At 69.4% G+C, this 25,329-nt stretch carries 21 protein-coding genes; 12 read left to right on the top strand and 9 right to left on the bottom strand.

Annotation, left to right across the window (positions count from 1 at the left end; all coding sequences use genetic code 11):
* Positions 1 to 16: 16 nt before the first annotated feature.
* From KL771_RS02060 to KL771_RS02045, 4 genes are all read left to right on the top strand, one after another.
* On the top strand, positions 17 to 1,366 hold the full coding sequence (locus KL771_RS02060; RefSeq protein WP_261966897.1) for an outer membrane protein assembly factor BamB family protein: 1,350 nt from the start codon (positions 17 to 19) through the stop codon (positions 1,364 to 1,366).
* Positions 1,367 to 1,376: 10 nt separating this feature from the next.
* Positions 1,377 to 2,774, top strand: a complete 1,398-nt coding sequence (der, locus tag KL771_RS02055; RefSeq protein WP_261966896.1) for a ribosome biogenesis GTPase Der — start codon at positions 1,377 to 1,379, stop codon at positions 2,772 to 2,774.
* Positions 2,775 to 2,879: 105 nt separating this feature from the next.
* Complete coding sequence (locus KL771_RS02050; protein WP_261966895.1) at positions 2,880 to 3,359, top strand: type III secretion system chaperone; 480 nt, start codon at positions 2,880 to 2,882, stop codon at positions 3,357 to 3,359.
* Between the two features lie 36 nt (positions 3,360 to 3,395).
* Positions 3,396 to 5,264: a hypothetical protein gene (locus tag KL771_RS02045; RefSeq protein WP_261966894.1), complete on the top strand. Its 1,869-nt coding sequence runs from the start codon at positions 3,396 to 3,398 to the stop codon at positions 5,262 to 5,264.
* A 226-nt stretch (positions 5,265 to 5,490) separates the two neighbouring features.
* Here the strand turns inward: KL771_RS02045 and KL771_RS02040 are convergent, their stop codons facing one another.
* From KL771_RS02040 to radA, 4 genes are all read right to left on the bottom strand, one after another.
* Entirely contained in the window at positions 5,491 to 6,222 is a 732-nt protein-coding gene (locus tag KL771_RS02040) for an SDR family NAD(P)-dependent oxidoreductase (protein WP_261966893.1), read from the bottom strand.
* Positions 6,223 to 6,401: 179 nt separating this feature from the next.
* On the bottom strand, positions 6,402 to 7,889 hold the full coding sequence (gene purF, locus KL771_RS02035; RefSeq protein ID WP_261966892.1) for an amidophosphoribosyltransferase: 1,488 nt from the start codon (positions 7,887 to 7,889) through the stop codon (positions 6,402 to 6,404).
* Positions 7,890 to 8,167: 278 nt separating this feature from the next.
* Entirely contained in the window at positions 8,168 to 8,827 is a 660-nt protein-coding gene (locus KL771_RS02030) for a CvpA family protein (RefSeq protein ID WP_261966891.1), read from the bottom strand.
* Between the two features lie 18 nt (positions 8,828 to 8,845).
* The gene (gene radA, locus KL771_RS02025; protein ID WP_261966890.1) at positions 8,846 to 10,375 is read right to left on the bottom strand and encodes a DNA repair protein RadA; all 1,530 of its coding nucleotides are present in this window, start codon (positions 10,373 to 10,375) and stop codon (positions 8,846 to 8,848) included.
* Between the two features lie 157 nt (positions 10,376 to 10,532).
* Here radA and KL771_RS02020 point away from each other — a divergent pair, with 157 nt between their 5' ends.
* The 3 genes from KL771_RS02020 (at position 10,533) to KL771_RS02010 (ending at position 14,084) form a co-directional block, all read left to right on the top strand.
* Positions 10,533 to 11,300, top strand: coding sequence for an isocitrate lyase/PEP mutase family protein (locus KL771_RS02020; protein WP_261966889.1), 768 nt, complete (start codon positions 10,533 to 10,535; stop codon positions 11,298 to 11,300).
* A gap of 442 nt (positions 11,301 to 11,742) precedes the next feature.
* Positions 11,743 to 13,419, top strand: a complete 1,677-nt coding sequence (locus KL771_RS02015) for a formate--tetrahydrofolate ligase (protein ID WP_261966888.1) — start codon at positions 11,743 to 11,745, stop codon at positions 13,417 to 13,419.
* Positions 13,420 to 13,457: 38 nt separating this feature from the next.
* Entirely contained in the window at positions 13,458 to 14,084 is a 627-nt protein-coding gene (locus KL771_RS02010) for a glutathione S-transferase family protein (protein ID WP_261966887.1), read from the top strand.
* Between the two features lie 13 nt (positions 14,085 to 14,097).
* On the opposite strand, the gene KL771_RS02005 is transcribed toward KL771_RS02010, so the two are convergent.
* Together KL771_RS02005 and KL771_RS02000 are read right to left on the bottom strand one after the other, a co-directional pair.
* Positions 14,098 to 14,727 carry a hypothetical protein gene (locus KL771_RS02005; RefSeq protein ID WP_261966886.1) on the bottom strand — a complete coding sequence of 210 codons (630 nt, stop codon included), beginning with the start codon at positions 14,725 to 14,727 and terminating at the stop codon, positions 14,098 to 14,100.
* Positions 14,728 to 14,741: 14 nt separating this feature from the next.
* Complete coding sequence (locus KL771_RS02000) at positions 14,742 to 15,356, bottom strand: hypothetical protein (RefSeq protein WP_261966885.1); 615 nt, start codon at positions 15,354 to 15,356, stop codon at positions 14,742 to 14,744.
* A 220-nt stretch (positions 15,357 to 15,576) separates the two neighbouring features.
* Between KL771_RS02000 and KL771_RS01995 the strand changes: the two genes are divergently transcribed.
* Both KL771_RS01995 and KL771_RS01990 read left to right on the top strand, forming a co-directional pair.
* Complete coding sequence (locus tag KL771_RS01995) at positions 15,577 to 15,963, top strand: DUF1850 domain-containing protein (protein ID WP_261966884.1); 387 nt, start codon at positions 15,577 to 15,579, stop codon at positions 15,961 to 15,963.
* A gap of 89 nt (positions 15,964 to 16,052) precedes the next feature.
* Positions 16,053 to 16,430 (top strand): DUF1850 domain-containing protein, encoded by a 378-nt coding sequence (locus KL771_RS01990; RefSeq protein WP_261966883.1) that lies wholly within the window; start codon positions 16,053 to 16,055, stop codon positions 16,428 to 16,430.
* 33 nt (positions 16,431 to 16,463) lie between these two features.
* Here the strand turns inward: KL771_RS01990 and KL771_RS01985 are convergent, their stop codons facing one another.
* Entirely contained in the window at positions 16,464 to 17,600 is a 1,137-nt protein-coding gene (locus KL771_RS01985; protein ID WP_261966882.1) for a site-2 protease family protein, read from the bottom strand.
* A 237-nt stretch (positions 17,601 to 17,837) separates the two neighbouring features.
* Here KL771_RS01985 and KL771_RS01980 point away from each other — a divergent pair, with 237 nt between their 5' ends.
* Complete coding sequence (locus KL771_RS01980) at positions 17,838 to 18,776, top strand: N-carbamoyl-D-amino-acid hydrolase (protein WP_261966881.1); 939 nt, start codon at positions 17,838 to 17,840, stop codon at positions 18,774 to 18,776.
* A 143-nt stretch (positions 18,777 to 18,919) separates the two neighbouring features.
* Here KL771_RS01980 and KL771_RS01975 read toward each other — a convergent pair whose 3' ends face one another.
* Together KL771_RS01975 and KL771_RS01970 are read right to left on the bottom strand one after the other, a co-directional pair.
* Positions 18,920 to 20,005, bottom strand: coding sequence for a TRAP transporter substrate-binding protein (locus KL771_RS01975; RefSeq protein ID WP_261966880.1), 1,086 nt, complete (start codon positions 20,003 to 20,005; stop codon positions 18,920 to 18,922).
* A gap of 223 nt (positions 20,006 to 20,228) precedes the next feature.
* Positions 20,229 to 21,149 (bottom strand): pseudouridine-5'-phosphate glycosidase, encoded by a 921-nt coding sequence (locus tag KL771_RS01970; protein ID WP_261966879.1) that lies wholly within the window; start codon positions 21,147 to 21,149, stop codon positions 20,229 to 20,231.
* Between the two features lie 148 nt (positions 21,150 to 21,297).
* On the opposite strand from KL771_RS01970, the gene KL771_RS01965 reads away from it, so the two are divergent.
* Both KL771_RS01965 and recA read left to right on the top strand, forming a co-directional pair.
* A complete protein-coding gene (locus tag KL771_RS01965; RefSeq protein WP_261966878.1) occupies positions 21,298 to 23,757 on the top strand; it encodes an autotransporter outer membrane beta-barrel domain-containing protein in 2,460 nt (819 codons plus the stop codon).
* Between the two features lie 327 nt (positions 23,758 to 24,084).
* On the top strand, positions 24,085 to 25,164 hold the full coding sequence (gene recA / locus KL771_RS01960; RefSeq protein ID WP_261966877.1) for a recombinase RecA: 1,080 nt from the start codon (positions 24,085 to 24,087) through the stop codon (positions 25,162 to 25,164).
* Positions 25,165 to 25,329: the final 165 nt, after the last annotated feature.

Genomic DNA, 25,329 nt, shown 5'->3' with positions numbered 1-25,329 from the left:
CATCGTGCTTCGGTCCTTGCGCCCTGTCCTCCTTGCCGCCACGGCCGCCTTCGCCCTGGCCGGCTGCACCTCTTCCGACGATTTCAGCGACACGCTGACCTCGCTCAATCCGTTCGGTGCCCAGGAAAAGCACCTGCCGGGCACCCGCAAGCCGGTCCTGCCCGACCAGTCGCCGGCTCAGCTCGCCAAGAACAAGCCGGTCTCGGTGACCGGCCCGCGTCCTGCCGGCAACTGGGGCCAGGCTTCCGGTCCCGCGACCAACAATCCGGGCCATGTCGCTCTCGACGGGACCGGCGGCAACCGCATCTGGGCGACCAACGCGGCTGATGTCTCGTCGGGCAGCATGCTGCGCGGGGCGCCGCGCGTCTTCGCACGGCCCGTGGCCTCCGACGGACGCATCTTCGTCTACGATCCCAACGGCAACGTGTCGGCCCACTCGGCCGACGGCGGCGGGCGGCTCTGGAAGGTCAGCCTGCGGCCGGCCGGTCGCGACGACGAGCCGGTGGCCGGCGGCGGCGTCGCCGCCGAGGGCGGCCGGGTCTATGCGGCGACCGGCTACGGCACCGTGGTGGCGCTCGACGCCACCTCCGGCGCCAAGGTGTGGGAGCAGAAGATCGGCGAACCCGCCCGCGGCGCACCGACCGTGGCGCAGGGCAAGGTCTTCGCCGTGAGCCAGGCCAACGTGCTCTATGCGCTCAATGCCGGCGACGGCGTGGAGGCCTGGACCTTCAAGGGCGTGCCCGAGGTCGGCGGTCTCCTGTCCTCGGTCAACCCGGCGGTTGCCGGCGACCGTGTGGTGGTGCCCTTCTCGTCGGGCGAACTGGTCGCGGTCGACATCAAGACCGGCAAGCCGGTCTGGAGCGACGGTCTGGCCCGGGCGAGCCGCAACTATGCGGTGACCGGCCTCGCCGATATCGCGGCGAGCCCGGTGATCGACGACGGCGTCGTCTACGCGACCGGCGTCGGCAGCCGCACGGTGGCGCTGCAGCTGAAGTCCGGCAATCGGATCTGGGAACAGGCGATCGGTTCGGCCCATACCCCGGTCGTGTCCGGCAATGCGGTCTTCGTGGTCGACCTCGACGACAATCTGATCGCCTTCGACCGCAAGTCCGGCGAAGTTCTGTGGTCGAACAAGCTGCCGGTGACGCGGACCAAGAAGAAGCGGACCAATTGGGCCGGCCCAGTGCTGGCCGGCGGCTCGCTCTGGCTGGTCTCCAACGAGGGTGGCCTGGTCGCCGTCAACCCGGCCAACGGCCAGGTGGTCAATACGCGCGACACGGGCGAACCCGCGATGCTCGCTCCGGTAGTGGCGTCGGGCAAGCTGATCGTGCTATCCGGCAGCGGCACGCTCGAAGCCTTCAACTGATCGGACTCTTATGCGACCGACCGTGGCCATCGTTGGCCGCCCCAATGTCGGCAAGTCGACCCTGTTCAATCGGCTGGTCGGCAAGCGCCTCGCGCTTGTCGACGACACGCCGGGGGTGACGCGCGACCGCCGCATGGGCGATGCCCGGCTCGGCGATCTCGAATTTGCCATTGTCGATACCGCCGGCCTGGAAGAGGCCGAGGCCGACAGCCTGTCGGCCCGGATGCGGGCGCAGACCGAGGAGGCGATCCGCAGCGCCGACGTGGTCCTGTTCCTGACCGACAGCCGCGTCGGCCTGACGCCGCTCGACCACCATTTCGCCGAACTGGTGCGCCGGTCCGGCCGCCCGGTCATCCTGGTCGCCAACAAGTCCGAGGGGCGCGTCGGCGGGGCCGGGGCCTACGAGGCCTACGAGTTGGGCTTCGGCGATCCGGTGCCGCTCTCCGCCGAGCATGGCGAGGGCCTGTCCGATCTCTACGACGCGCTGATGCCCTATTGCGACGCCCCGGAGCCGGAAGACGAGGCGGACGAAGCGGAGACCGACGTGGCGGTCCTCGACGGCGAGGCGGGGGCCGCGCCGGGGCCGGCCAAGCCGCTGCGCATCGCCATGGTCGGCCGGCCGAATGCTGGCAAGTCGACGCTGGTCAATGCCCTGATCGGCGAGGATCGGATGCTGACCGGCCCTGAGGCCGGAATCACGCGCGACTCCATCTCGGTCGACTGGGAATGGCGCGGCCGGCGGATCAAGCTGTTCGACACCGCGGGATTGCGCCGCAAGGCGCGCATCCAGGACAAGCTCGAGAAGCTCTCGGTCGCCGACAGCCTGCGGGCGATCCGCTTCGCCGAGGTGGTCGTCCTTTGCCTGGATGCGACCATCCCGTTCGAGAAGCAGGACCTGCAGATCGCCGACCTGATCGTGAAGGAGGGCCGCGCCCTCGTCATCGCGATCGACAAGTGGGACCTGATCGAGGACCGCAACAAGGTCTGGCGCGATCTGCGCGAGACCTGCGAGCGGCTGCTGCCGCAGGTGCGCGGCGTGCCGATGGTGCGCGTCTCGGGCCTGACCGGCGACGGGCTCGAGGACCTGATGGCGGCCGTCATCGCGATCGAGGAGGTCTGGAGCCGCCGCGTCTCCACGAGCCAGCTCAACCGCTGGCTCGGCAACGTGCTCGATCGGCATCCGCCGCCGGCGGTGTCCGGCCGACGCATCAAGATCCGCTACGCCACGCAGGCCAAGTCGCGCCCGCCGACCTTCGCGATCTTTTGCTCGCGCCCCGAGGCGTTGCCGGACAGCTATGTCCGCTATCTGTCCAACGACCTGCGCGAAACCTTCGAGCTGACCGGTATCCCGCTGCGCCTGCATATCCGCGGCGGCAGCGACAATCCCTACGATCCCGGCAAGTCCTGACGCCGCCGGCGTCGGGCAAGTCACGAATATCACATCACCATCGCATGCACCCGCTATGGTCGATCCCGTTCACGCCGGGATCGACCGGCGACGGGGAGATTGGGCATGGTGGGGACGGCAGGTGACCGGCTCTTGAGCGAATTCGGCGTGCGGCTCGGGCTGCCCGAACTCGCCTTCGACGACAATCTGAGCCTCCTGGCCTTCGACGGCATGGAGGTCGAGATCGAGCACCGCCCGAACCAGCGGATCTTCTTCGTCTCCGCCGAACTGGCGCAACTGTCGCGGCAGATGCCGGCCGTCGTGCTCGGCCGGCTGATGGAGCTCAACTTCGTCTCCGTCATGGTCGGCGTCGGCGCCATCGCGCTCGATCCCAGCAACGGCACCCTGTCGCTGGCGGCACGCTTCCCGATCGCGCGGGCGACCGTCGACGACCTGTCGGATTTCATCAAGGATTTCATCGACCAGTTGGAGGGCCTCAAGGCCTTGCTGGCGCGACCCGCTTTCCTGAGTGCCGACAGCGCCGTGACCGTCCCGGCGCCCGGCCGCGACGACGATCTCGGAATCCTTGGCATGATCCGGGTCTGAGCCGCCGGCGACGACGTTTCCTATCAGAGGTCTACCATGGCGATCACTCTTCAGGCGCTCAAGCAAGCCGTTGTCGGAACGGACGGCACCCTCGGTCTCGGCAACGAGAAGGGCAAGGGCAAGCTCATCGTGGTCCGGTCGAACACCGGCTTCTTTGGGCGCATCGCGGAGATGATGCAGCCCAAGAAGGAGCAGGCGGCCGTCAAGTCTGAGGTCGTCAAGACCCTGAAGAGCGCCTATCCGGGCCTCGGCTCGCATATCGACGACACCATCGGCGGCCTCAAGGGCAAGCCGCTGACCGCCCGCGTGGTGCGCGACCTGATCAAGATGGGCGAGTTCGGCAACAAGGCCGACGGGCTCGGTCCGGTCACCCAGGATGGCGGCCAGGTTGACCTGCTCGGTTCGCGCCGGAGGCAACCGGAAGGTCAGGTGCAACAGGGATCGGGCGAGCAGGTCGACAGCCAGAACCAGGGCGGGCATGTCCCCGGATCGGAGCAGGGCATCGGACACTCCGGACAGGTCGGCCAGGGCGGCAACGTCCAGACCCAGGGTACCGAACGGACCGACGGGACCCGGACGCCGCCGAAGACCGATTCGTCCAAGGTCCGCGCCGGCGGATTCGCTTCGGTCGACGAGATGCGCGAGGCGGCGACGCGGTTCCTGAAGAATGGCGGACTGGAGGGACGATCGTCTGAAAAGCTGAAGGATTTCGCGCGCTGCATCAACAACCGCAACGACTGCGACGCGCTGCTGTCGGTCGCCAAGTTCGGCCGTGACGGGCTGAAATATGCCATGGCCATGGCCGAGGATACCGCCCTGACGACGGCCTACACCAAGGCGCAGAATTCGCCCGAATGGGCCAAGGCCAAGAGCGACCTGCAGAAGAACAACCCCGAGAAATATGCGCTCTACAGCGCGCGCCAGTTCGGCTCGGAAGCCCTTGCGCTGGTGGGGCAGGCCCATATCGGCCTCTCGGAGAGCCTCGGCCATGTCTCCGACGTGCTCAAGGACCACAAGGCCGGCACGCTCGATCGCACGGCCGCCGGCCAGCGGATGCAGCAGGTCTGCAAGGAGCAGGTTGCCAGCCTCAACAAACGGCTCGATCAGATCGATGCCAATATTGCGATGCTGCGTGATCCCGAGTTCCTGCAGGGTCTGAACGAAGAGCAGTTGCAGTCGGTTCTCGACATGATCACCAAGCTCATGTCGATGAAGACGGCCATGCTGGACAAGAACGGTCCCTACCAGGAGGTCTATGCGCTGTTCGCGCTCGGCACCACCGAACCCCTGGCGCTGCTCGACAATCTCGACAATGCCTACAGCAACAGCGGCCAGGTCGACCAGATCGTGCCGGACTGGACCTCAAAGCCGCCGCCGGTCTCGCAGCAATCCGGCTCGTCGTCGCAGGTCCCGACCTACACCACCGAGCAGGCGCTGAAGTTCAACGCGGTCGATCTCGGCAAGCCGGGCGCACCGGATGCCTATCTGAAGGCGCACGGCATCAAGATGACCGACGGCGAAGGCAATGCCCTGCCGCCGCAGCAGATCATGCGCATCGCCGTCGATACGCTCAACATGCACACCCTGCTCGGACAGATGAATTTCGATCTGGGGCGCGCCAAGCGGGAACTGACGGAGAATCAGTTCGCGACCGTCACCCGCTCCCTCGACCGCATCCGGCAAGGCGTGACCGACGAACTGATCACCGGCAACCCGGACCTCAACTTCAAGGTCGTGACCACCGACACGACGATCACCTTCGAGGCGACCGGAACCAATCCGTTCGACGGCGACGCGGCCAAGCGCCGCTTCGACGAGCGCATGGACAAGCTCTTCACCGAGACCACCAACCCGTTCGGGATCGACGCCGAAGCGTTGTTCGGCCGCCAGATCGGCTCGAAGTGACAGCCTGAAGCGCACGCGGCCGGCACTGGATTGGCCGAGGGTCGCGAATGCGGTCGGCAGAGGGCGCAGACGTTGCGGCTGGCGGGGCCGACCAACAGCTTCATGGCTGCTTGACGGCAGAATGGCCGTCTCGTCCTGCGCGCCGGGCCGTCCCGGTGACAAGGGCCGCAGCACCGCAAGAGCCCGTGGCGTCAGATGCGCTGTGGCGTCACAAAGGCCGCGGTGTTCAGTCGGCCAGCCAGGACCGGCTTGGGAAGTCCCAGACCCGCCCGGTCTCGACCTGGCTGGCGCCGAGCAGCGGCACGAAATGCGGGGCGAGATCCTCGGCGGCCGGTAGCGTCGCGGCATCCTCGCCCGGCATCGCCTTCTCGCGCATGGCGGTGCGGATCGGACCGGGATTGATCAGGTTGGCCTTGATGCCGGCGACGGCGCCTTCCCGGGCATAGGTCGCCACCATGGCTTCAAGCGCGGCCTTGGAGATCGAATAGGGACCCCAATAGGCGCTGCGCTTGCGCGCCGCCCCGGAGGTGACGAATACCGCGCGGCCCGAGCCGGACTGCTTCAGGAGCGGGTCGAACGAGCGGATCAGGCGCCAGTTGGCGGTCACGTTGACGGCCATCACCTCGTCCCAGACCTTCACGTCGACATGGCCGAGCGGGGTCAGCACGCCGAGCACGCCGGCATTGCCGACCAACCCGTCGATGCGGCCGAAGCGTCCGTAGAGCGCGGCACCGAGCCGGTCGATGGCGTCGAAATCCTTCAGGTCGAGCGGCACCAGCGTGGCGGTGCCGCCGACCGCCAGGATGGCGTCGTCGAGTTCCTCGAGCCCGCCGACGGTGCGCGCGACCGCGACCACATGGGCGCCGGCGCGCGCGATCTCGAGGGCGACGGCGCGGCCGATCCCGCGCGAGGCGCCGGTCACCACGACGATGCGGTCATTGAGGGGCTTGTCGGACATGCTGGCTCGGCGCTCCGGCGGCGGCTTGGGGCGATCTGGGGCGACCGGGGCCGCAGGAAGCCGACCCCGGTCGTCGAGAACCGCCATCGCGGAAAGCGACGCCGAGTCTCCCGATGGCCCGCTGTCTGGACCGGCCGCGGCCCGCCGTCAACCGGGTCGCGCCGGACGACGGGCGCGGCTCAGCTCGCCTCGGCGATCAGGTTCAGCTGGCGGACATTGTCGGATCCCGACCGGTCGGTCAGCCGGGTCGGGTACTCGCCGGTGAAGCAGGCATCGCAATATTGCGGCATCTCGTTGTTGCGCCGCGCCTCGCCGACCGCGCGGTAGAGCCCGTCGATGGTCAGGAAGGACAGGCTGTCGACATTGATGAAGCGGGCCAGTTCCTCGACCGACATGCGCGACGCGATCAGCTTCGACTTCTCGGGCGTGTCGACGCCGTAGAAGCAGGGATCGGTGGTCGGCGGCGAGGCGATGCGCATATGCACCTCGGTCGCGCCGGCGTCGCGCACCATCTGCACGATCTTCTGCGAGGTCGTGCCGCGGACGATGGAATCGTCGACCAGCACGACGCGCTTGCCTTCGATCACGGCCCGGTTCGGGTTGTGCTTCAGCTTGACGCCCATATGGCGGATCGAGTCGGTCGGCTGGATGAAGGTGCGGCCGACATAGTGATTGCGGATGATGCCGAGGTCGAAGGGCAGGCCGGAGGCCTCGGCGAATCCCATGGCGGCAGGGGTGCCGGAATCCGGCACCGGGATGACCACGTCGGCGGCGGCCGGATTCTCGCGCGCCAGTTCGCGGCCGATCCGCTTGCGGACCGAATAGATGCTGGTGCCGGCGATCAGCGAATCGGGCCGGGCGAAATAGACGAACTCGAAGATGCAGAAGCGCGAGCGGGCCGGGCCGAACGGCTTCAGGCTCTCGATGCCCTCCTCGGTGATGATCACCATCTCGCCGGGTTCGAGCTCGCGGATGACGCGGCCGCCGATGATGTCGAGCGCGCAGGTCTCCGAGGCCAGCACGAAGGCGCCGTCGACATGACCGAGCACCAGCGGTCGCACGCCGTGCGGATCGCGCACGCCGATCATCTTCTTCTCCGACAGCGTCACGAAGGCATAGGCACCCTCGATCTGGCGCAGCGCGTCGATGAAGCGGTCGACCAGAGGGCCCTTGTCGGAGGTCGCGGTCAGGTGGATGACGGCTTCGGTGTCGGAGGTCGACTGGAAGATCGAGCCGCGCTTCTGCAACTGGCGCTGCAGAGTCAGGGCGTTGGTGAGGTTGCCGTTATGGGCGACCGCGAAGCCGCCGCCGTGGAACTCGGCGAACATCGGCTGGACGTTGCGCAGGATCGCCCCGCCGGTCGTGGCGTAGCGGGTGTGGCCGATGGCGCGGTTGCCCTTCAGCCGGTCGATCACGCTCGGCTTGGCGAAATTGTCGCCGACCAGGCCGATATGGCGCTCGACATGGAACTGCTGGCCGTCGAAGGAGACGATGCCGGCCGCCTCCTGGCCGCGATGCTGCAGGGCGTGCAGCCCGAGGGCTGTCAGGGCGGCCGCCTCGGGATGGGCGAAGACGCCGAACACGCCGCATTCCTCGTGGAAGCGATCGTCGTCGTCGCTGTTGCCGAACGGTAGACCGTGGTCCGCCTCGCCGGTGATCTCAGTCATGCGCATCGTCTCCGAGGGGACCTCAGTCCCGGAACGGCCGGGATCGCCGGGGGAGCGGCGATCGCGGTCGGATCGGCGGTCGACAGGCACCGCCCGTACCATGGACCGGGGCGGTTCGGCGCGGCCGCCTCCGCAGAGGCGATCGAAACCCGGACCCCGGAAAACCCAAAGCCGGCGGTGCGGGGTTCAACCCGCCCACCGGCGATCCCTTCCATATCGGGCGTCCGCGCCGCGAATGCCAGCGCATCCGCGCGACCCGCCCATGCACGGGCTGCGGCTCAGGGCCGCGCCGACGTGGTGATCAACTGGTCGAGGCCTTTGCGGGCGCCGACCTTGTAGGCCGGATCCGTGATGCCGCTGCGCTGCGGCGTGGTCGGCCGCGCATCCTGGTCGCCCGGCTCGGCCGGCATGTCGCCGTCCTTGCGCTTCCTGAGCTTGTTGAGGATCGTCTCCTCGGCATTCTCCGGCAGCGCCGCGATCAGCTGCTGACCGAGATAGTCGAGCACCGGCTTCGACTTGGCCGAGGCGACCCATTTCGGCTGCTGGGCGACCGGCACGAACCAGTTGAAGAACATCATCGCCACGACGAGCAGCAGCACGCCGCGCGCCGCGCCGAACAGGAAGCCGGCCGAGCGGTCGAGCGCGCCGAAGGCGCTGTCGAGCACGAAGTCGGAGATCTTCATGGTGATGTAGCTGACCACGATCAGCACCACCAGGAACACGCCGCCGGCGACCACACCGAGAGCGACATAGTCGTTCGAGATATACTGCTTGGCGTAGGGGAGCAGCGGCTTGTGGAAGTAGAAGGCGGCCCCGGCCGCGACGGCCCAGGACGCGATCGAGAAGACTTCCCGCATCAGCCCGCGATACATGGCGAGCAGCGCGGAGACGAGCACGACGACGATGACGATGCCGTCGAGGACGGTCAGGAAATCCATTGCTCGAACACTCGCCGATCAGGTTGGGCCCCCTGCCAGCCGGCCGGGCGCTCCTTCGATAGCACGATTCCCGGCAGGCCTGCGATCACGATCGAACGCGACCGCCGGCTTCGGGGCGGGCCGAGCGGAGATCCCAGGGTTGCGTGCCGGAGCCTCGAGTCCTGCAGAGCCGGCCGCCACCCGGGCGACCAGATCGGCAAGCGCCTCGACCCCGGAAACGGCACCCGACAGAGCTCCGCCGGCAGCTTCTCCGAGATTGGCGAGGGGCACGATTCCCCCCGTGAATCCAAGCCTTTCCGCCTCCTTGAGACGCTGGTCCGAACGGGCGACCGGCCGGATCGATCCCGAGAGACTGACTTCGCCGAAATAGACGCTATTGCGGGGAAGAGCAACCCCGCTGAGCGAGGAGACCAGGGCCGCGGCGACCGCCAGATCGGCCGCCGGCTCCTGGATTCGCAGGCCGCCGGCGACATTCAGATAGACGTCGTGGCTGGCGAGCCGCACCCCGCAATGGGCGTCAAGGACCGCCAGCACCATCGACAGGCGGTTGCCGTCCCAGCCGACCACGGCACGGCGCGGCGTGCCGAGCGAGGTCGGCGCAACCAGGGCCTGGATCTCGACCAGCAGTGGCCGCGAGCCCTCCATGCCGGCGAACACCGCCGCGCCGGGCGACTTGCCGTCGCGCTCGCCGAGGAACAGTTCGGACGGGTTGGCGACCTCGGACAGGCCGCTGCCGGTCATCTCGAAGACGCCGATCTCGTCGGTCGGCCCGAACCGGTTCTTGACCGCGCGCAGCACCCGGAAGCGGTCGGCGCCGTCGCCCTCGAAATAGAGCACCGCGTCGACCATGTGCTCGACCACGCGCGGGCCGGCGATCTGGCCGTCCTTGGTGACGTGGCCGACCAGCACGACAGCGACGCCGGTCGCCTTGGCGTAGCGGATCAGGGCCTGGGCCGAGGCGCGCACCTGGGTGACGGTGCCGGGCGCGGATTCGGCCGTCTCGGTCCACAAGGTCTGGATGGAATCGATCACCACCAGGCCCGGCGTCGGCCCGGCCTGCAGGGTGGCGAGGATGTCCTCGACGCTGGTCTCGGCGGCGAGCGACACCGGCGCACCGGCGAGACCGAGGCGTTCGGCCCTGAGCCGGACCTGGCCGACCGCCTCTTCGCCCGAGACATAGACGACGCGCTGCCCGTTGAGGGCGAGCCGCGCGGCGGCCTGGATCAGGAGCGTCGACTTGCCGATGCCCGGATCGCCGCCGATCAGAACGGCCGAGCCGCGCACGAAGCCGCCACCGGTGACCCGGTCCAGTTCGGTCATGCCGGAGACGATGCGCGGCGCCTCCCTGGCCTCGCCGGCCAGCCCGACCAGCGGGAAGACCCGACCCTTGCGGCCGGCCAGCCCGATCGTGCGCGGCCCGGCGCCGACGCCGCCGTCGCTTTCCTCCACGATCGTGTTCCACTCGCCGCAGGCGTCGCAGCGCCCGGCCCAGCGGGTCGTGACGCTGCCGCAGTTCTGGCAGGTGAAACGGGCGGAGCGCTTGGCCATGAATCGGGTTCCCGCGTGTCTGTCGGCGCAGGATGCGTGAATGTTCTTGATTTGTACAGGGTGGATTTGCGCGTCCGTGCCATGCTGCCCGGCCCGCATGCGCAAGCCCGCCGGCTCGTGCTTCAATGGCCTGCAACAATCCAAAGGGAGGACGGACATGGCCATCGAGACCGCGGAGAAGCGCCGGAATTTCCACGAGATGCATCGCGAGGGCTGCTTCCTGCTGCCCAATCCGTGGGATCTCGGCAGCCTGCGCCGGCTGGAGGCGATGGGCTTCCGGGCGGTCGCCTCGACCAGTTCGGGGCTCGCCTGGACGCGCGGGCGCAAGGATTACGAGCTCGACCGGGCGACCGTGCTGGCCCATCTTGCCGAACTCGCCGGCGCGACCGATCTCCCGGTCAACGCGGATTTCGAGAACGGTTTCGCCGAGGCGCCGGAGGGCGTCGCCGAGAGCGTCGCGCTGGCGGTGGCGACCGGCATTGCCGGCCTGTCGATCGAAGACGCGGCCGACGGCGCCCTCTACGAGCGCGACCTTGCCGTGGCGCGGATCGCTGCGGCACGGGCGGCGATCGATGCCGCCGGCGGCGACACGCTGCTGGTCGCGCGCAGCGAAGCCTATCTGGTCGGACGGCCGGATCTCGCCGAGGTCATCGCCCGCCTGACCGCCTTCGCGGAGGCCGGCGCCGATTGCCTCTACGCCCCGGGCATGACCGACCTCGACGAGATCGCCGAGACCGTGCGCGCGGTGGCGCCGAAGCCGATCAACGTGCTGATGCGCGGGCCGGACATGCGCGTCGCCGATCTCGCCGCGCGCGGCGTGCGGCGCGTCTCGGTCGGCGGGGCATTGGCGGCGGCCGCCTGGGCCGGGTTCGACGCGGCGGCGCGGCTGTTTCAGGAGGAGGGACGCGTGCCGCCACGGCGCTGATGCGGTCGGCGGCGGATTCGGACCGAGCGGGACGGTGCGGGTCGGGTCGGGGCGGGTCGGGTCGGGGCCTCGCCGGCGGATGCCGGGTCGATCGGGACGGTCTGGCCGGCAACCGGCCCGGAAGGGGGCCGTGCCGTGCCCCTGCGACCATTCGCGCTGCCATGACGCTGCCGCATGGGTCGGGCCCGGCAGGCGACGCTGCGTCGCCTTGTCGCTCGCAGGAAGACTTGCGTCGGCTCCGGGGCTTGGCCCGTCGACGGCGCGCGCGTAAGCTCGCCGTCGTCATGAGGCGGGCTTCTGGCCCTGTGCCGACGGGCGGGGCGCGCGGGGAGACCTTTCGGTCGCGCGCCCGCCGGTCGCATGGACAGCGATTTCCGTCGCATGCAACAAAAGTCGCAAATGCAAGGCCTTGCGGCCATCAATCTCCAGGGGAGGACAGTCCATGAAGAGCGACATCGAAATCGCCCGCAGCGTGACGCCGAAGCCGATCGTCGAGATCGGCGCCAAGCTCGGCATTCCTTACGAGTCGCTCCATCCCTACGGCCACCACATCGCCAAGGTGTCGAACGAGTTCATCGCCGCCCAGGCCGAGCGCCCGGACGGCAAGCTGATCCTGGTCACCGCGATCAACCCGACCCCGGCCGGCGAGGGCAAGACGACCACCACGGTCGGCCTCGGCGACGGCCTGACCCGGATCGGCAAGAAGGCCGCGATCGCGCTGCGCGAGCCGTCGCTCGGCCCCTGCTTCGGCGTGAAGGGCGGCGCGGCCGGCGGCGGCTGGGCGCAGGTCATCCCGATGGAGGCGATCAACCTTCATTTCACCGGCGACTTCCACGCCATCACCTCGGCGCACAATCTGCTCGCCGCGATGCTCGACAACCACATCTACTGGGGCAACACGCTCGACATCGACCCGCGCCGCGTCGCCTGGCGCCGGGTGATGGACATGAACGACCGCGCGCTGCGCTCGATCGTCTCCTCGCTCGGCGGCGTCTCCAACGGCTTCCCGCGCGAGGACGGCTTCGACATCACCGTCGCCTCCGAGGTCATGGCGGTGTTCTGCCTGGCGACCGATCTCGCCGATCTCGAGGCCCGGCTCGCCCGGATGGTGGTCGCCGAAACGCGCGGCAAGGGCTCGGTCACGGCCGGCGACCTGAAGGCCTCGCCGTCGATGACGGTGCTGCTCAAGGACGCCTTCCAGCCGAACCTGGTGCAGACGCTCGAAGGCACGCCGGCCTTCGTGCATGGCGGCCCCTTCGCCAACATCGCCCATGGCTGCAACTCGGTCCGCGCCACCCGGACCGCGCTGAAGCTCGCCGACTACGTCGTCACCGAGGCCGGCTTCGGCGCCGATCTGGGCGCGGAGAAGTTCTTCGACATCAAGTGCCGCAAGGCCGGACTGGCGCCGGACGCGGCCGTGATCGTGGCGACCGTGCGCGCGCTCAAGATGCATGGCGGCGTCAAGAAGGAGGATCTCGGCAAGGAGAACCTCGCCGCGCTGGAAGCCGGCTTCGCCAATCTCGCCCGGCATGTCGAGAATGTCGGCAAGTTCGGCGTGCCGGCCGTGGTCGGCATCAACAAGTTCGTCTCCGACACCGATGCCGAACTGCAGCTGATCGTCGATCTCTGCCGCGACAAGCTCGGCGCGAAGGCGATCGTCTGCACCCACTGGGGCGAGGGCTCCAAGGGTTCTGAAGAACTGGCCCGCGCCGTGGTCGAGATCGCGGAAGGCCCGAAGGCCGGCGGCTTCAAGCCGCTCTACCCCTCCGAGATGCCGCTCCTCACCAAGGTCGAGACCATCGCCAAGGAAATCTACCGCGCCGGCTCGGTCGTGGCCGACAGCAAGATCAAGAAGCGCTTCAAGGATCTGGAGGCGGCCGGCTACGGCGACCTGCCGATCTGCGTGGCCAAGACCCAGTCGTCCTTCTCGGCCGACCCGGAGATCAAGGGCGCGCCGACCGGCCATGCCATCCCGATCCGCGAGGTCCGGCTTTCCGCCGGCGCGGGTTTCCTGGTGGTCATCTGCGGTGACATCATGACCATGCCGGGCCTGCCCAAGATCCCGTCGGCCGAGCATATCCGCCTCGGCGCCGACGGCCAAATCGAAGGGCTGAGCTGATCGAGAAAACCTGATGCGCCGCGCGAGGAGAGTTGCACATGATCCTGATCGGGCAGTATGATTCTCCCTTCGTGCGGCGCGTCGGCCTGGCCCTGACCCTCTACGGCCATGGCTTCGAGCATCGGCCCTGGTCGAGCTTCGGCGATGTCGAAAAGCTGATTGAACTGAACCCGCTCGCCCGCGTGCCGACCCTGGTCACCGAGGCGGGCGACGTGCTGACCGACAGCCACGTCATACTCGCCTGGCTGGACGAGCTGGCCGCGCCGGAGGCCGTGCTGATGCCGGCCGATCCGGACGAAAGGCGCCGGGCGCTCCGGGTGATCGGGCTTTCAACCGGGCTCGGCGAGGTGGCGGTCAGCCTGTTCTACGAGATGCGGCTGCATGTGGAGGCGTCCGACCTGCTGGTCGGCCGCCGTCGCCGACAGATTGCCGGTACGCTCGCCGCGTTGGAGGCGGTTTCGGCGGCCGCGCCGGAGGCGGCCCTGTTCGGCGGACGGCTCGGCCATGCCGACATCGCGCTCGCCGCTTCCCTGCGCTTCGTGCGCGAGGCCCATCCGGGCCTGTTCGATGCCGCCGCCCATCCGTCGCTGGCTGCGCGCACCGCGCGGCTCGAGGCCCTGCCGGCCTTTCAGACGATCTCGCAGGCCTTCATCCCGCCGAACTGAGCGGGCCAGCCGGTCAGCGGTAGCTCTCGATCAGGCGGTCGAGCAGCGCGACGGCTTCGCCGCGCCGGTCCTCGCCTTGGATCGCGACCGTCAGCGAGACCGTGAAGGCGTTGCCGTCCTTGTCGGTGTCGTCGAAGGTCGCGACCCGCTCGGCGACCGCCGTGCCGTCCTGGTCCTCCGCGAGGTCGTAGACCTTCACGATGCGGCCGCCGGGGCCCGTGCGGTCGACCTGCGGCGTGACCGCGAGGCCGGGGCTCTCCGCCTTGAGCCGCTCGATGTCGCCGGCCACCACCCTGTCGAGCGCCATGCGCTCCGGATTGTAGACGGCGCGGGCATAGGCCCAGCGGTCGGCGTCGTCGAGCGTCGTGCCGGCCGGCAAAAGAACCACGATCTCGTTGCGCTGACCGCTGGCGCGATCCTCGACCCAGCCCTCGGGCGGCTCAACGCCGGCCCGAAACCAGGGGCAGAGCTGCTGGGTGCCGCCGCACAGAAGCATGATCTTCTGAACTTCGGCCTGCGCCGGCGCGACGGCCGGCGCCAGGACCAGGGCCATGCCGAGCGCCATCCGCCCGAAGCGGAGGCCGACGGTGCGAAATCGGGCCGGGGCGGCGACCCGGCGGGGAGACGGCAGGAAGCGGGTCATGATCGGCGATCTCCTCACGGCCGGGTCGGGTTCGCGCCCGCATAGCTCGCCAGCATGGCCTTGAAGGCCGGCACGGCACCGGCGACGGCCTTCTCCGAGAGGCCGGACAGGACCAGCTGGACCGAATAGGAGCGGCCGTCCGGCGCGCTCTCGAAGAAGGTCGCGCTCAATTCGGCCGGCTGGTCGCGCAGGCTCGGCGAGACGTAGCGCTCGATCGCCACCGTGCCGATGCCCGGACGCGCCGCGACCGTCTCGATCGGCTCGATGCGCGCATCCGGATGGGCCACGACCCATTTGGCGTTGGAATTGGCCAGCCAGGCCTTCAGGTCGACGCCAGACGCATTCGGGCGCACCTTGGCGTAGATCAGCGCCGGCGCGTCACGGAAGCTGCTGCCTTTGGGCAGGAACACCTGCACGCCGCGCCGGCCGCTTTCGGCGACATCCTCGCGCCAGCCGTCGGGCGCCGCGAGCGTGATCGTCAGGGGCAGACAGCTGGCCGTGGCGCTCGGCGTACAGGGCGGGCGCTGCTCGCGCACTTCGGCGTGGGCGGCGGTCCCGGCCAGCGTAGCGGCGGCAAGGCCCGACAGGCAGGTGGCGGTGAGGACGGAAAGCGGGCGGGCGAGGGACATGATCGGGTCTGTCTCCGGTGGGGCGATGCGGCGTCGGAGCTCCGGCGGTCCGTCCTAAACCGCCGGCCCGACGCCGGTCCTGTCGGGACCCTGCAGGCCTGCGGCTGAATGCGTCATGAATCCGCCGTTCCGAAAGCCGTAATCCTCGCTGCGAACGACAAGACGGGCGGGCCGCCGGTTCGGCGCCCAGTCCGCCGGGTTTTGCATGGGAGGAACAAGCATGCCGATCTGCCTCGTCGGCGGCGCGAAGGTCGCCGTCGTTACCGCCGAACTCTTCTCGGTCTCCTGGACGATCGCGGCGACGGGCGCGGAATGGCAACGGGCCTATCACGGCGCGCCGGGCGCCATCGTCTCGGGCGAATTGAAGGCCAGGGCGATGAGCGCCGATGCCGAGGCGCCGCTGCCGGGTGCGCAGCGCGAGGGCGACTGGTTCGTCTGGCGGACAGCGCGGCGCGCCTTTCCGGTGGTCAGCTTCGGCGCCGATCCGGGCACGCGCGACTGGAAGGTCTGCTGGGACGGCACATGCAAGCCGCTCGCCGAACTGACCGGCGTGCCCGAGGGGCGCGACGTGACGGCCGTGCCTTGCAAGGCCGACGCGGTGCCGTGATTCTGGGGCGGGGCATCCCGGCCTCGATCCGGCCGGGTCCGCGCAGAAGCCCGTGACGACATGAGCCGTCCGGCCAAAGGGAGCCGACCATGCCGATCTGCCTCCTCGCCGGCACCCGCTCGGCGGTCGCCGCCGCCGAACTGGTGACGCTGGTCTGGACGCATTCGGTCGAGAAGGTCGAGTGGCGCGAGACCTGGGCGGCGACGCCGGCCGGGCTCGTGGCGCTGGAAGCCCGCGTCAAGGGATCGGGCGCCGGCATGGAGCCGGGGCCGGAGGCGCGGCTCGTCGACGGCTGGTGGGTGTGGCGGCCGGACCTGCCGCCGCAGGCGGTCCTGAGCCTCGCGCGCTCCGGGGCCGTCGCGGACTGGCGGCTCTGCTCGCACCACGCCTGCACGGCGCCATCTGATCTGATCCCCGGGCTCGCCGCCGACGAACCGGTCCGGCTGGCGGTCTGCCGGCCGGAATGATCGGCCGGGCGCCGGTGCCGATCCGGCCGGCGGTCATTTCGCCGGGCGGTCGAACTGCATCCGCAGGCTCAGGGTCTCCAGCAGGTCCTTCAGTGTCAGAAGGCCGACCAGCCTGCCGTCGGCGACGACCAGCAGCCGGCCCTGTCCGGTCCGCTGCATCTGCTCGAGCGCATCGACGGCCGGACGATCCGGGCCGACGGTGGTCTCCGGCGAGGCCGGGTCCATCAGAGAAAGGATCGGGGTCGTCGCCCAGTCCTCGCGCGGGAGCCTGTGCAGGCTGCCGACCTGGACCAGGCCGCGGGCCGCGCCGGCGCCGTCGACCACCGGATAGGCGGCGTGGCGCGACCGGTAGACCACGGTCTCCAGGAAGTCGCTGACGGCCATGTTCGGCCCGACCGTGATCAGGTCCGTGGCCATATAGTCGGCGACCGCGTGGCCGGTGAAGACCGAGCGGGCGGCCAGGTCGATCTCGGCCGTCTGGGCGGCGGAGCGGATGAAGAAGCCGATCAGCACCAGCCACAGGCCGCCGCCGAAGGCTCCGGCCAGAATCTCCACGATGCCGAAGCCGGCGATGCCGAAGCCGATCGCGCCGCCGATCTTGGCCGCGGTCCGGGTCGCCGCGGCGCGGTCGCCGGATCGGGCCCAGAGCGCGGCGCGCAGCACCCGGCCGCCGTCGAGCGGGAAGGCCGGCAGCATGTTGAAGGCCGCCAGAATGAAATTGAGGGTGGCGAGGTAGCGCAGCAGGATGCCGGCCGGGTCGTCGCCGCCGAGCCCGCTCGCCCACAAGACGAGGCGCAGGATGAGGCCGATCGCGACGCTGGAAGCCGGGCCGGCGATCGCCATCAGGAATTCGGCGCGGGCGCTGGTCGGCTCGGCCTCCATCTCGGCGGCCCCGCCGAAGAGATGCAGCGTGATGCCGCGCATCGGGATGCCGTGCTTCAGCGCCACCAGCGAATGCGCCAGTTCGTGCAGCAGGATCGAGAAGAAGATGCCGACCACGGCGAGGATGCCCATCGCCCAGTAGGTCGCCTTGGCGAGGCCTTCGTGCATGTCCGGGAAGGTGCCGCTCGCCAGAGACCAGGCGATCAGGAGGGCAATGAAGGCCCAGCTGAGATTGACCTTGATCTCGATGCCGAACACACGGAACAGCGTCAGACTGGACCCGAACATGTTGTCTCTCCCGGGTGACCCGACGGGGCGACCTCGCGCAGCGCCATGGTGGTCGATCGGTTCGGCCGTGGGAAGGGCGACCGCGCGATGCCGGGTCCCAGGCAACGGGGATGCCGGCCGGTGCATCTGGTCCGGAACCTGCATTCCAGACCGCATCGCGATGCCGGGCCGATGTGGCCGCATCCGGATGGCGATCCGGACAGAGACCGGACCGACGAGCGCAGGGGAGATCGGAACGTGAGCCGTATCGTGACCGTCGCGGGCGCCCAGATGGGGCCGATCCAGCGTTCCGACAGCCGGTCCGCGGTGGTCGCGCGCATGATCGCCCTGATGGCCGAGGCGCATCGCCACGGCGCCGATCTGGTCGTCTTCCCGGAACTGACGCTGACGACCTTCTTTCCGCGCTGGTTCATGACCGACCAGGCCGAGATCGACCAGTTCTTCGAAAGCGCCATGCCGTCGGCCGAGACCGCCCCCTTGTTCGAAGCGGCGGCCTGCTTCGGTCTCGCCATCTCGTTCGGTTATGCCGAGCGGGTCGAGGAGGCCGGCCGGACGCGGCGCTTCAATACCCAGATTCTGGTCGGCCCGGACGGACGCATCCTGCACAAGTACCGCAAGATCCATCTGCCCGGCCATGCCGAGCACGAGCCCTGGCGGGCCTTCCAGCATCTGGAGAAGCGCTATTTCGAGGTCGGCGATCTCGGCTGGCCGGTCGTGCGCGCCCTCGGCGGCCTTGTCGGGCAGATGATCTGCAACGACCGGCGCTGGCCGGAAAGCTACCGGGTGATGGGCCTGCAGGGGGTCGAGATGATCCTGCTCGGCTACAACACGCCGCGGCACAACCCGCCGGCCCCCGATCACGATGCCCTCGGCGACTTCCACAATGCGCTCGTGATGCAGGCGGGTGCCTATCAGAACGGCACCTTCGTGGTCGGCGTCGCCAAGGCGGGCATCGAGGAGGGCTGCGAACTGATCGGCGGCTCGGTCATCGTCGCCCCGACCGGGGAGGTGATCGCCCGCGCCAGCACGCTCGGCGACGAGCTGATCCTGGCGCGCTGCGATCTGGACTGGACACGCTCCTACAAGGAGACGGTGTTCAATTTCGCCCGGCATCGCGAGCCGGAGCAGTACCGGATGATCGTCGAGCGCAAGGGGGCCGTCCCGCCGGACGCATGACGGCCGGACGCGGGTGTCCGGCCGGGGGCGGCCAGGGTGCCGGCCGTTGTGGTCGGGGCTGCGGTCTTCGGCGAACCGTCGGCGTCCCCTGAAGGGGGCCGGCGGCGACCAGGCCGCCGCCGGCCTTCGGCGCGTCGATCCGATCAACCGCGTCCGCGCGTGCGCACCATCAGCGTGTCGAATTGCAGTTCGCCGACCTGCCACCATTGCAGCACGTCGCCGCGATAGGCGTCGTGGCTTTCCATGGTCTTCTTGAACAGCGGGTTGGTGGCCGCGATCTCGGCATTGAGTTCGTTGGTCGCCTTGAGGGCCGCCTCCATGACCGGAAGCGGGAAGCCCTTCAGTTCGCCGCCGCCGGCAACGATGCGCTTCAGCGCCGGCGCGTTGACGGCGTCATACTTGGCCAGCATCCAGTTGTTGGCGGCCTCGGCAGCGTTGCGGACGATCGCCTGGTAGTGTTTCGGCAACTCGTTCCACTTGGCGAGATTGATGCACAGATGCATCATCGCGCCGCCCTCCCAGAAGCCCGGATAGTAGTAGTATTTCGCGATCTTGTGCAGGCCGAGCTTCTCGTCGTCATAAGGGCCGACGAACTCGGCCGCGTCCAGCGTGCCGCGCTCCAGCGCCGGATAGATGTCCCCGGGGGCGACCTGCTGCGGGACCACGCCGAGCTTGGCCAGCACCCGGCCGCCATAGCCGCCGACACGGAACTTCAGGCCGCTCAGATCGGCGACCTCGCGGATCTCCTTGCGGAAGAAGCCGCCCATCTGGCAGCCGGAATTGCCGATCGGCATCGCGATGGTGTTGAACTTGGCCAGCGCTTCGTTGATCAGGTCGCCGCCGCCGGCGAAATGCCACCAGGAATGCTGCTGGCGGGCATTGAGGCCGAAGGGCATGCCGGTGCCGTAGCCGAGCGTCGGATCCTTGCCGATGTAGAAATAGGTCGGCGTCTGCGCGCATTCGACCGTGGCATTGGAGACCGCATCGAGGGCGGCGAGGCCCGGCACCAGTTCGCCGGCCGCGAAGCACTGGATGTCGAACTTTCCGTCGGTCGCCTCGGCGACATATTTCGAGAAGATCAGCGCGGTGCCGTAGATCGTGTCGAGCTGCTTGGGGAAACTGGAGGTCAACCGCCACTTGATCGCCGGGGCGGTCTGGGCGATCGCCGGAGCGGCGACCATCGATGCCGCGCCGGCGCCGGCGGCGGTCAGGAACTGTCTGCGTTTCATGCGTTGTCCTCCCTTGCGAGGCCGCGGCGGCGGCCGGGAACAGCCCGAGCCCCGACAGGCGGCCTCCGTTTCGAGGCGGCGCTGCGGTCTGGTCTCCCGCATGGCGCCGCATCCTGCGCGCCGGTTCGTCCGGCGCTCCGGAGCGGATGCGAGCATGCCGGGCCGGCTCGGTCAATCGCGCGGGATTGCATAGGACGGCGTCGTCGGCGGCCGAGCCGGCGGGTCAGGCCTCCGCGGCGAGTGCGACGGCGATCTCGGCCGCGACGGCCGCATTGTTCAGCACCAGCGCGCGGTTGGTGGCCAGGCTGCGCCCGCCGGTCGATTCGAGGATGTGCGCCAGCAGGAACGGCGTCACCGCCTTGGCCCGGATTCCGGCGCGCTCGGCCTCGGCCTGGGCGCCGGCGATATGGCCGGCCATCTCGTCGGCGTCGATCTCGTCGGCCGGCGGCACCGGATTGGCCACCAGCAGCCCGCCGCCGAGCCCGAGCGCGCGCCGCGCCGCCATGAACCGCGCCAGGGTCGGCGCGTCGTCGACCCGCAGCGGTGCGGGCAGGCCGGAGCGGCGCGACCAGAAGGCCGGGAAATCGTCCGTCTTCCAGCCGACCACCGGCACGCCGAGCGTCTCCAGCACTTCCAGCGTCTTGGGCAGGTCGAGGATCGCCTTGGCGCCGGCCGAGACCACCGCCACCTCGCTGCGGGCCAGTTCCTGCAGATCGGCGGAGATGTCGAAGCTCGCCTCGGCGCCGCGATGAACCCCGCCGATGCCGCCGGTCGCGAAGACGCGGATGCCGGCGAGGCGCGCGGCGATCATGGTCGCCGCGACCGTTGTCGCACCCGGCCGTCCGGTCGCGACCGCGAAGGCGAGATCGGCGCGGGAGAGCTTCATCACCCCATCGGCTCGTGCGAGCCGGGCAAGATCGTCCGGCTCCAGCCCGATCCGCAGCCGGCCGTCCAGGACCGCGATGGTCGCCGGCACGGCGCCGCCTGCCCGAACGGTCGCCTCGATCGCCTGGGCGGTCTCCAGATTGCCCGGCCAGGGCAGGCCGTGGCTGACGATGGTCGATTCCAGTGCCACCACCGGCCGGCCCGCGGCCAGCGCGTCGGCGACTTCGGGCGAGGGGGCGAGGATGTCGGCGAGGATCATGGGGCTGGGCATCTCCGTTCGGCCTCATGTTGCATGGATGCCGCGCCCGGCAAAGCCGCGCGCAAAACGCCCTCTGTGTTATGCAACTGTCATGAGGCGCCGGCAGGTTGCGCCGATCTTGATATCGGTCGTATTTGTCGGGGGTTACATGACGTCGAACTTCGCGCGCAGGCCGGCCCTGCTGGCCGGCGCCTCTCTATTCGTGCTGGCTCTTGCCGCCGGCGCCGGGCCGGTCGGCGCGGCCTCCTTCACGGTGCCGAACGGGACCACCGACAACAGCGCCAAGACCCTCGCGGCCGGCGAGACCGGTACGGTCGAAGCGGGCGGCATCCTGTCGGTCGGCGGCTCGACGGTCGCCGTCACGGTGTCCAATTCCGCCGGCACGGCGACCATCGTCAACGACGGCACCATCGCCCAGACCGGCACCGGCCGCGCGATCCGCTACAACGGCGGCACCGCCCTGTCACTGGTGGTGACCAATGGCGCGGGCGGCGTGATCCAGGCGCTCGGCGACGACGTCCTCAAGGTCAATGCCAACGCCACCTACACGATCACCAATCTCGGCACGATCCATCAGATCGGTACGGCCAATGGCAGCGGCCAGGCGCTGGACCTGCGCGATTCGACGGGCGGCGGCACCATCACCAACGGCTCGGCGACCGTCCGCAGCGCGGTCATTCGTGCCGACGGCGACGATGCCCTGCGGCCCGGTGCCAACACCGCCATCATCAACTACGGCACCATCGCCAGCTACGGCGCCGTCAACACCAAGTGCCCGGACTATCTCGGCTCGGCCTGTAACGGCGCGCCGAGCGCTCACGACGCCATCGATGTCGGCGGCAATCTCGGCGTGACGGTGACCAACTACGGCACCATCACGGGATCCCGCCACGGCATCACCGCCGACGACGACATCTGGGTCCAGAACGAAGCCGGCGCGACCATCATCGGCCGCAACGGCTCCGGCGTCGGCAGCGACGGGACCGGCACGGTGATCAACTACGGCACGATCATCGGCGCCTATGCGGGCGCGGGCAACGCCTATGCGCATGCCACCGGCGGCGATTCGACCGCGAATAACGGCGACGGCGACGGCGTCGACATCGACGGCGTGGCGACCATCGAGAACTACGGCAAGATCAAGGGAACCGGGGCCGGCGGCGTCGACAGCGGCGGCCTGGCCAACGGCTCCGAGGGCATCGCGGCCGGCGGCGGCAGCATCCGCAACCATGCCGGCGCCCTGATCTCCGGCGCCAATACCGGCATTCTCATCGACGACGGCTCCGGCGGGGCGGGCGTCGCGGCGACGACGCTCGTCAACGACGGCCGGATCGAGGGCAAGGACGGCTGGGGCGTCCGCATCCTCGGCGCCTACAACAACGTCATCGACACCCGCGGGGCGATCGTCGGCACGGCCGGCGCCATCGGCCTCGGCACCGGCGACGACACCCTGACCATCCGGCGCGGCGCCGTGATCGGCGGTCTGGTCGACATGGGCGGCGGCGCCGATACCATCAATCTGGCCCGCGAGAACCGCATCCTCGACATGGCCTCGACGACCGGCGTCACGGTCAATGCCCGCGGTCCGGTCGCCGTCACCCAGACCCGGATCGCGACCTTCGACGAAACCGTCAAGCCGGTCGATACGACCTCGGCTCTGTTCGGCGCGATCGATCCCATCCTGGCGGGCCGGTTGGCCGGCACTGCGTCGAGCCAGGGCGGCGCGCTCGGCTATGCGGCGACCGGGGGACGGGCAGCGGCGGCCTTCGACAGCGTCGACGCGGCCCGGCGGCAACCGGGGCAGGGCGCCTGGTTCCAGGCCTTCACCGGCGGCGGCAGCTTCGACGTGGAGGGCAGCGGGCGCAATCTCTCGGCGCGCTGGACCGGCGGCCTGTTCGGCATCGACGGCACGCTCTCGAGCGGCGCCCGGATCGGCGGCTTCGTCGGCGGCGCGGGCGGTTCGTCGAGCCTGGCCGGGCGGCAATCCTCCGACCTGACCCATATGATCGCCGGCCTCTACGGCCGGACCGGGCGCGGCGGCATGGATGTCGACGGTTCGCTGACCCTCGGCCGCACCCGCGACGACACCACCCGCACCTGGGCGGCCGGCGGCTCGGGCACCGTCAAGGCGAAGAGCTCGCCGGACCAGACCTTCCTGAGCCCGCAACTGGCGCTCTCCCAGGCGATCGCCTTCCAGGGCTTCACGCTGACCCCGGCGGCGCGCCTGCGCTACATCGCCGTCTTCCACGACGGCTACGACGAGACCGTGGCCGGAACCCGCCTGACCTTCAAGGACCGCACCACCGGCACCCTCGAAGGCCGGCTCGAGCTGAACGGCCGGGTCGCGGTCGGCTCCGGCATGGTGCTGACCGGCACGGCGGGCGTGATCGGGACCAGCGGGCAGGGCGCGGATCTGGCCGGATCGTTCGGCGGCGCCGGCTTCCGCATCCGTGACAAGGACAAGACCGGTCTCGGCGCCTACGGCGCGGTCGGCTTCGAGGCGGCCGTCTCCGACAACGCGGTCGTCGCCGCCAGCATCGACGGCACCGCGATGCGCGACGGCAGCCTGTGGGGCTCGGCCCGGCTCGGCGCCAAGATCCGCTTCTGATCTGCCGGCGGACGGTCCGCCGTCGCACCGCAATGCCGACGCCGTCCCGCCGCCGCGGGGCGGCGTCGTGACGTCCGGGGGACGTGACGTTCCGGCGCCGCGACGTCCCGGGGGCGGGCGGGTGCCGGCAGGGCCTCCGAGTCGCGGTCGCACCACCACCAGCGCCGGCTTCGCGCGACCTTCGAGGGCTGCAGAACAAAGCTAAAACACACGTCCGAAAAGCATTGCGGATAAGGCGCTTGACAGACTCTGGCGCATATGGAACAAAATGAGTACATCAGATCGGTTTGGCGCGCCGTCAGGCGCGTGTGATATGGAGTGCGGCAGATGGCACAGGCGCAACTTCGGCTGGTCGAAGGGGATGGCATGGACAAGACCAAGGCGTTGGACGCCGCACTGACGCAGATCGAGCGGAGTTTCGGCAAGGGGTCGATCATGCGCCTCGGCCAGGGCAAGGTGGTCGAGGTCGAGGTGGTCTCGACCGGATCGATCGGGCTCGACATCGCGCTCGGCATCGGCGGCCTGCCGCGCGGGCGCATCGTCGAGATCTACGGGCCGGAATCCTCGGGCAAGACCACGCTGGCGCTGCATTGCATCGCCGAGGCGCAGAAGAAGGGCGGCATCTGCGCCTTCATCGACGCGGAGCATGCGCTCGATCCGATCTATGCCCGCAAGCTCGGCGTCAATCTCGACGACCTCCTGATCTCCCAGCCGGATGCCGGCGAGCAGGCGCTGGAGATCTGCGACACGCTGGTGCGCTCCGGCGCCGTCGACGTGCTGGTGATCGATTCGGTCGCCGCCCTGACCCCGAAGGCGGAGCTCGAGGGCGAGATGGGCGACAGCCTGCCCGGCCTGCAGGCCCGCCTGATGAGCCAGGCGCTGCGCAAGCTGACCGGCTCGATCTCCAAGTCGAAGACCATGGTGATCTTCATCAATCAGATCCGCCAGAAGATCGGCGTGATGTTCGGCAATCCGGAGACCACCACCGGCGGCAACGCGCTCAAGTTCTATGCCTCGATCCGTCTCGACATCCGCCGCATCGGCGCGATCAAGGATCGCGACGAGGTCACCGGCAACCAGACCCGCGTCAAGGTCGTCAAGAACAAGATGGCGCCTCCGTTCAAGGAGGTCGAATTCGACATCATGTATGGCGAGGGCATCTCCAAGGTCGGCGAGCTGGTCGATCTCGGCGTCAAGGCCGGCATCGTCGACAAGTCCGGTTCGTGGTTCTCCTTCGAGAGCCAGCGCGTCGGCCAGGGCCGCGAGAATGCCAAGAATTTCCTGCGCGAGAACAAGGACGTGGCGGCCAAGATCGAGGCCTCCATCCGGCAGAATGCGGGTCTGATCGCCGACAAGATCCTGCCGACCGGAACGGCCGAAGACGAGGATGGTCCGGTCACGGATTGATCCTTCGGAGGCGCCGGGACCGGCCCGCGGCAGGGCTGCCGGCCGCGGTCCCCCGAGACGGCGCCCCGGTGTTGGCTGTCCCGGCCGGCGGGGCCCCTGCCGCCGGGCGATGGCGGTTGGCGGCCTCGCGGTGCGGGCCGGTGATCACGGGCCGGTGATCGGGTG

Origin of the sequence: Prosthecodimorpha staleyi, assembly GCF_018729455.1 — a bacterium.
GTDB lineage: Bacteria > Pseudomonadota > Alphaproteobacteria > Rhizobiales > Ancalomicrobiaceae > Prosthecodimorpha > Prosthecodimorpha staleyi.
Note: the sequence above shows the minus strand (reverse complement) of the source record. Positions and strands in the feature narration are given on the sequence as shown.

Coding starts and splice junctions, on each gene's coding strand:
- KL771_RS02045 (WP_261966894.1), top strand. CDS start 3,396: ATGGCGATCACTCTTCAGGCGCTCAAGCAAGCCGTTGTCGGAACGGAC.
- KL771_RS01995 (WP_261966884.1), top strand. CDS start 15,577: ATGCCGATCTGCCTCGTCGGCGGCGCGAAGGTCGCCGTCGTTACCGCC.
- KL771_RS02020 (WP_261966889.1), top strand. CDS start 10,533: ATGGCCATCGAGACCGCGGAGAAGCGCCGGAATTTCCACGAGATGCAT.
- der (WP_261966896.1), top strand. CDS start 1,377: ATGCGACCGACCGTGGCCATCGTTGGCCGCCCCAATGTCGGCAAGTCG.
- KL771_RS02050 (WP_261966895.1), top strand. CDS start 2,880: ATGGTGGGGACGGCAGGTGACCGGCTCTTGAGCGAATTCGGCGTGCGG.
- KL771_RS02015 (WP_261966888.1), top strand. CDS start 11,743: ATGAAGAGCGACATCGAAATCGCCCGCAGCGTGACGCCGAAGCCGATC.
- KL771_RS01975 (WP_261966880.1), bottom strand. CDS start 20,005: ATGAAACGCAGACAGTTCCTGACCGCCGCCGGCGCCGGCGCGGCATCG.
- recA (WP_261966877.1), top strand. CDS start 24,085: ATGGCACAGGCGCAACTTCGGCTGGTCGAAGGGGATGGCATGGACAAG.
- KL771_RS01965 (WP_261966878.1), top strand. CDS start 21,298: ATGACGTCGAACTTCGCGCGCAGGCCGGCCCTGCTGGCCGGCGCCTCT.
- KL771_RS02010 (WP_261966887.1), top strand. CDS start 13,458: ATGATCCTGATCGGGCAGTATGATTCTCCCTTCGTGCGGCGCGTCGGC.
- KL771_RS02005 (WP_261966886.1), bottom strand. CDS start 14,727: ATGACCCGCTTCCTGCCGTCTCCCCGCCGGGTCGCCGCCCCGGCCCGA.
- purF (WP_261966892.1), bottom strand. CDS start 7,889: ATGACTGAGATCACCGGCGAGGCGGACCACGGTCTACCGTTCGGCAAC.
- KL771_RS02040 (WP_261966893.1), bottom strand. CDS start 6,222: ATGTCCGACAAGCCCCTCAATGACCGCATCGTCGTGGTGACCGGCGCC.
- KL771_RS01985 (WP_261966882.1), bottom strand. CDS start 17,600: ATGTTCGGGTCCAGTCTGACGCTGTTCCGTGTGTTCGGCATCGAGATC.
- KL771_RS02030 (WP_261966891.1), bottom strand. CDS start 8,827: ATGGATTTCCTGACCGTCCTCGACGGCATCGTCATCGTCGTCGTGCTC.
- radA (WP_261966890.1), bottom strand. CDS start 10,375: ATGGCCAAGCGCTCCGCCCGTTTCACCTGCCAGAACTGCGGCAGCGTC.
- KL771_RS01990 (WP_261966883.1), top strand. CDS start 16,053: ATGCCGATCTGCCTCCTCGCCGGCACCCGCTCGGCGGTCGCCGCCGCC.
- KL771_RS01970 (WP_261966879.1), bottom strand. CDS start 21,149: ATGATCCTCGCCGACATCCTCGCCCCCTCGCCCGAAGTCGCCGACGCG.
- KL771_RS02000 (WP_261966885.1), bottom strand. CDS start 15,356: ATGTCCCTCGCCCGCCCGCTTTCCGTCCTCACCGCCACCTGCCTGTCG.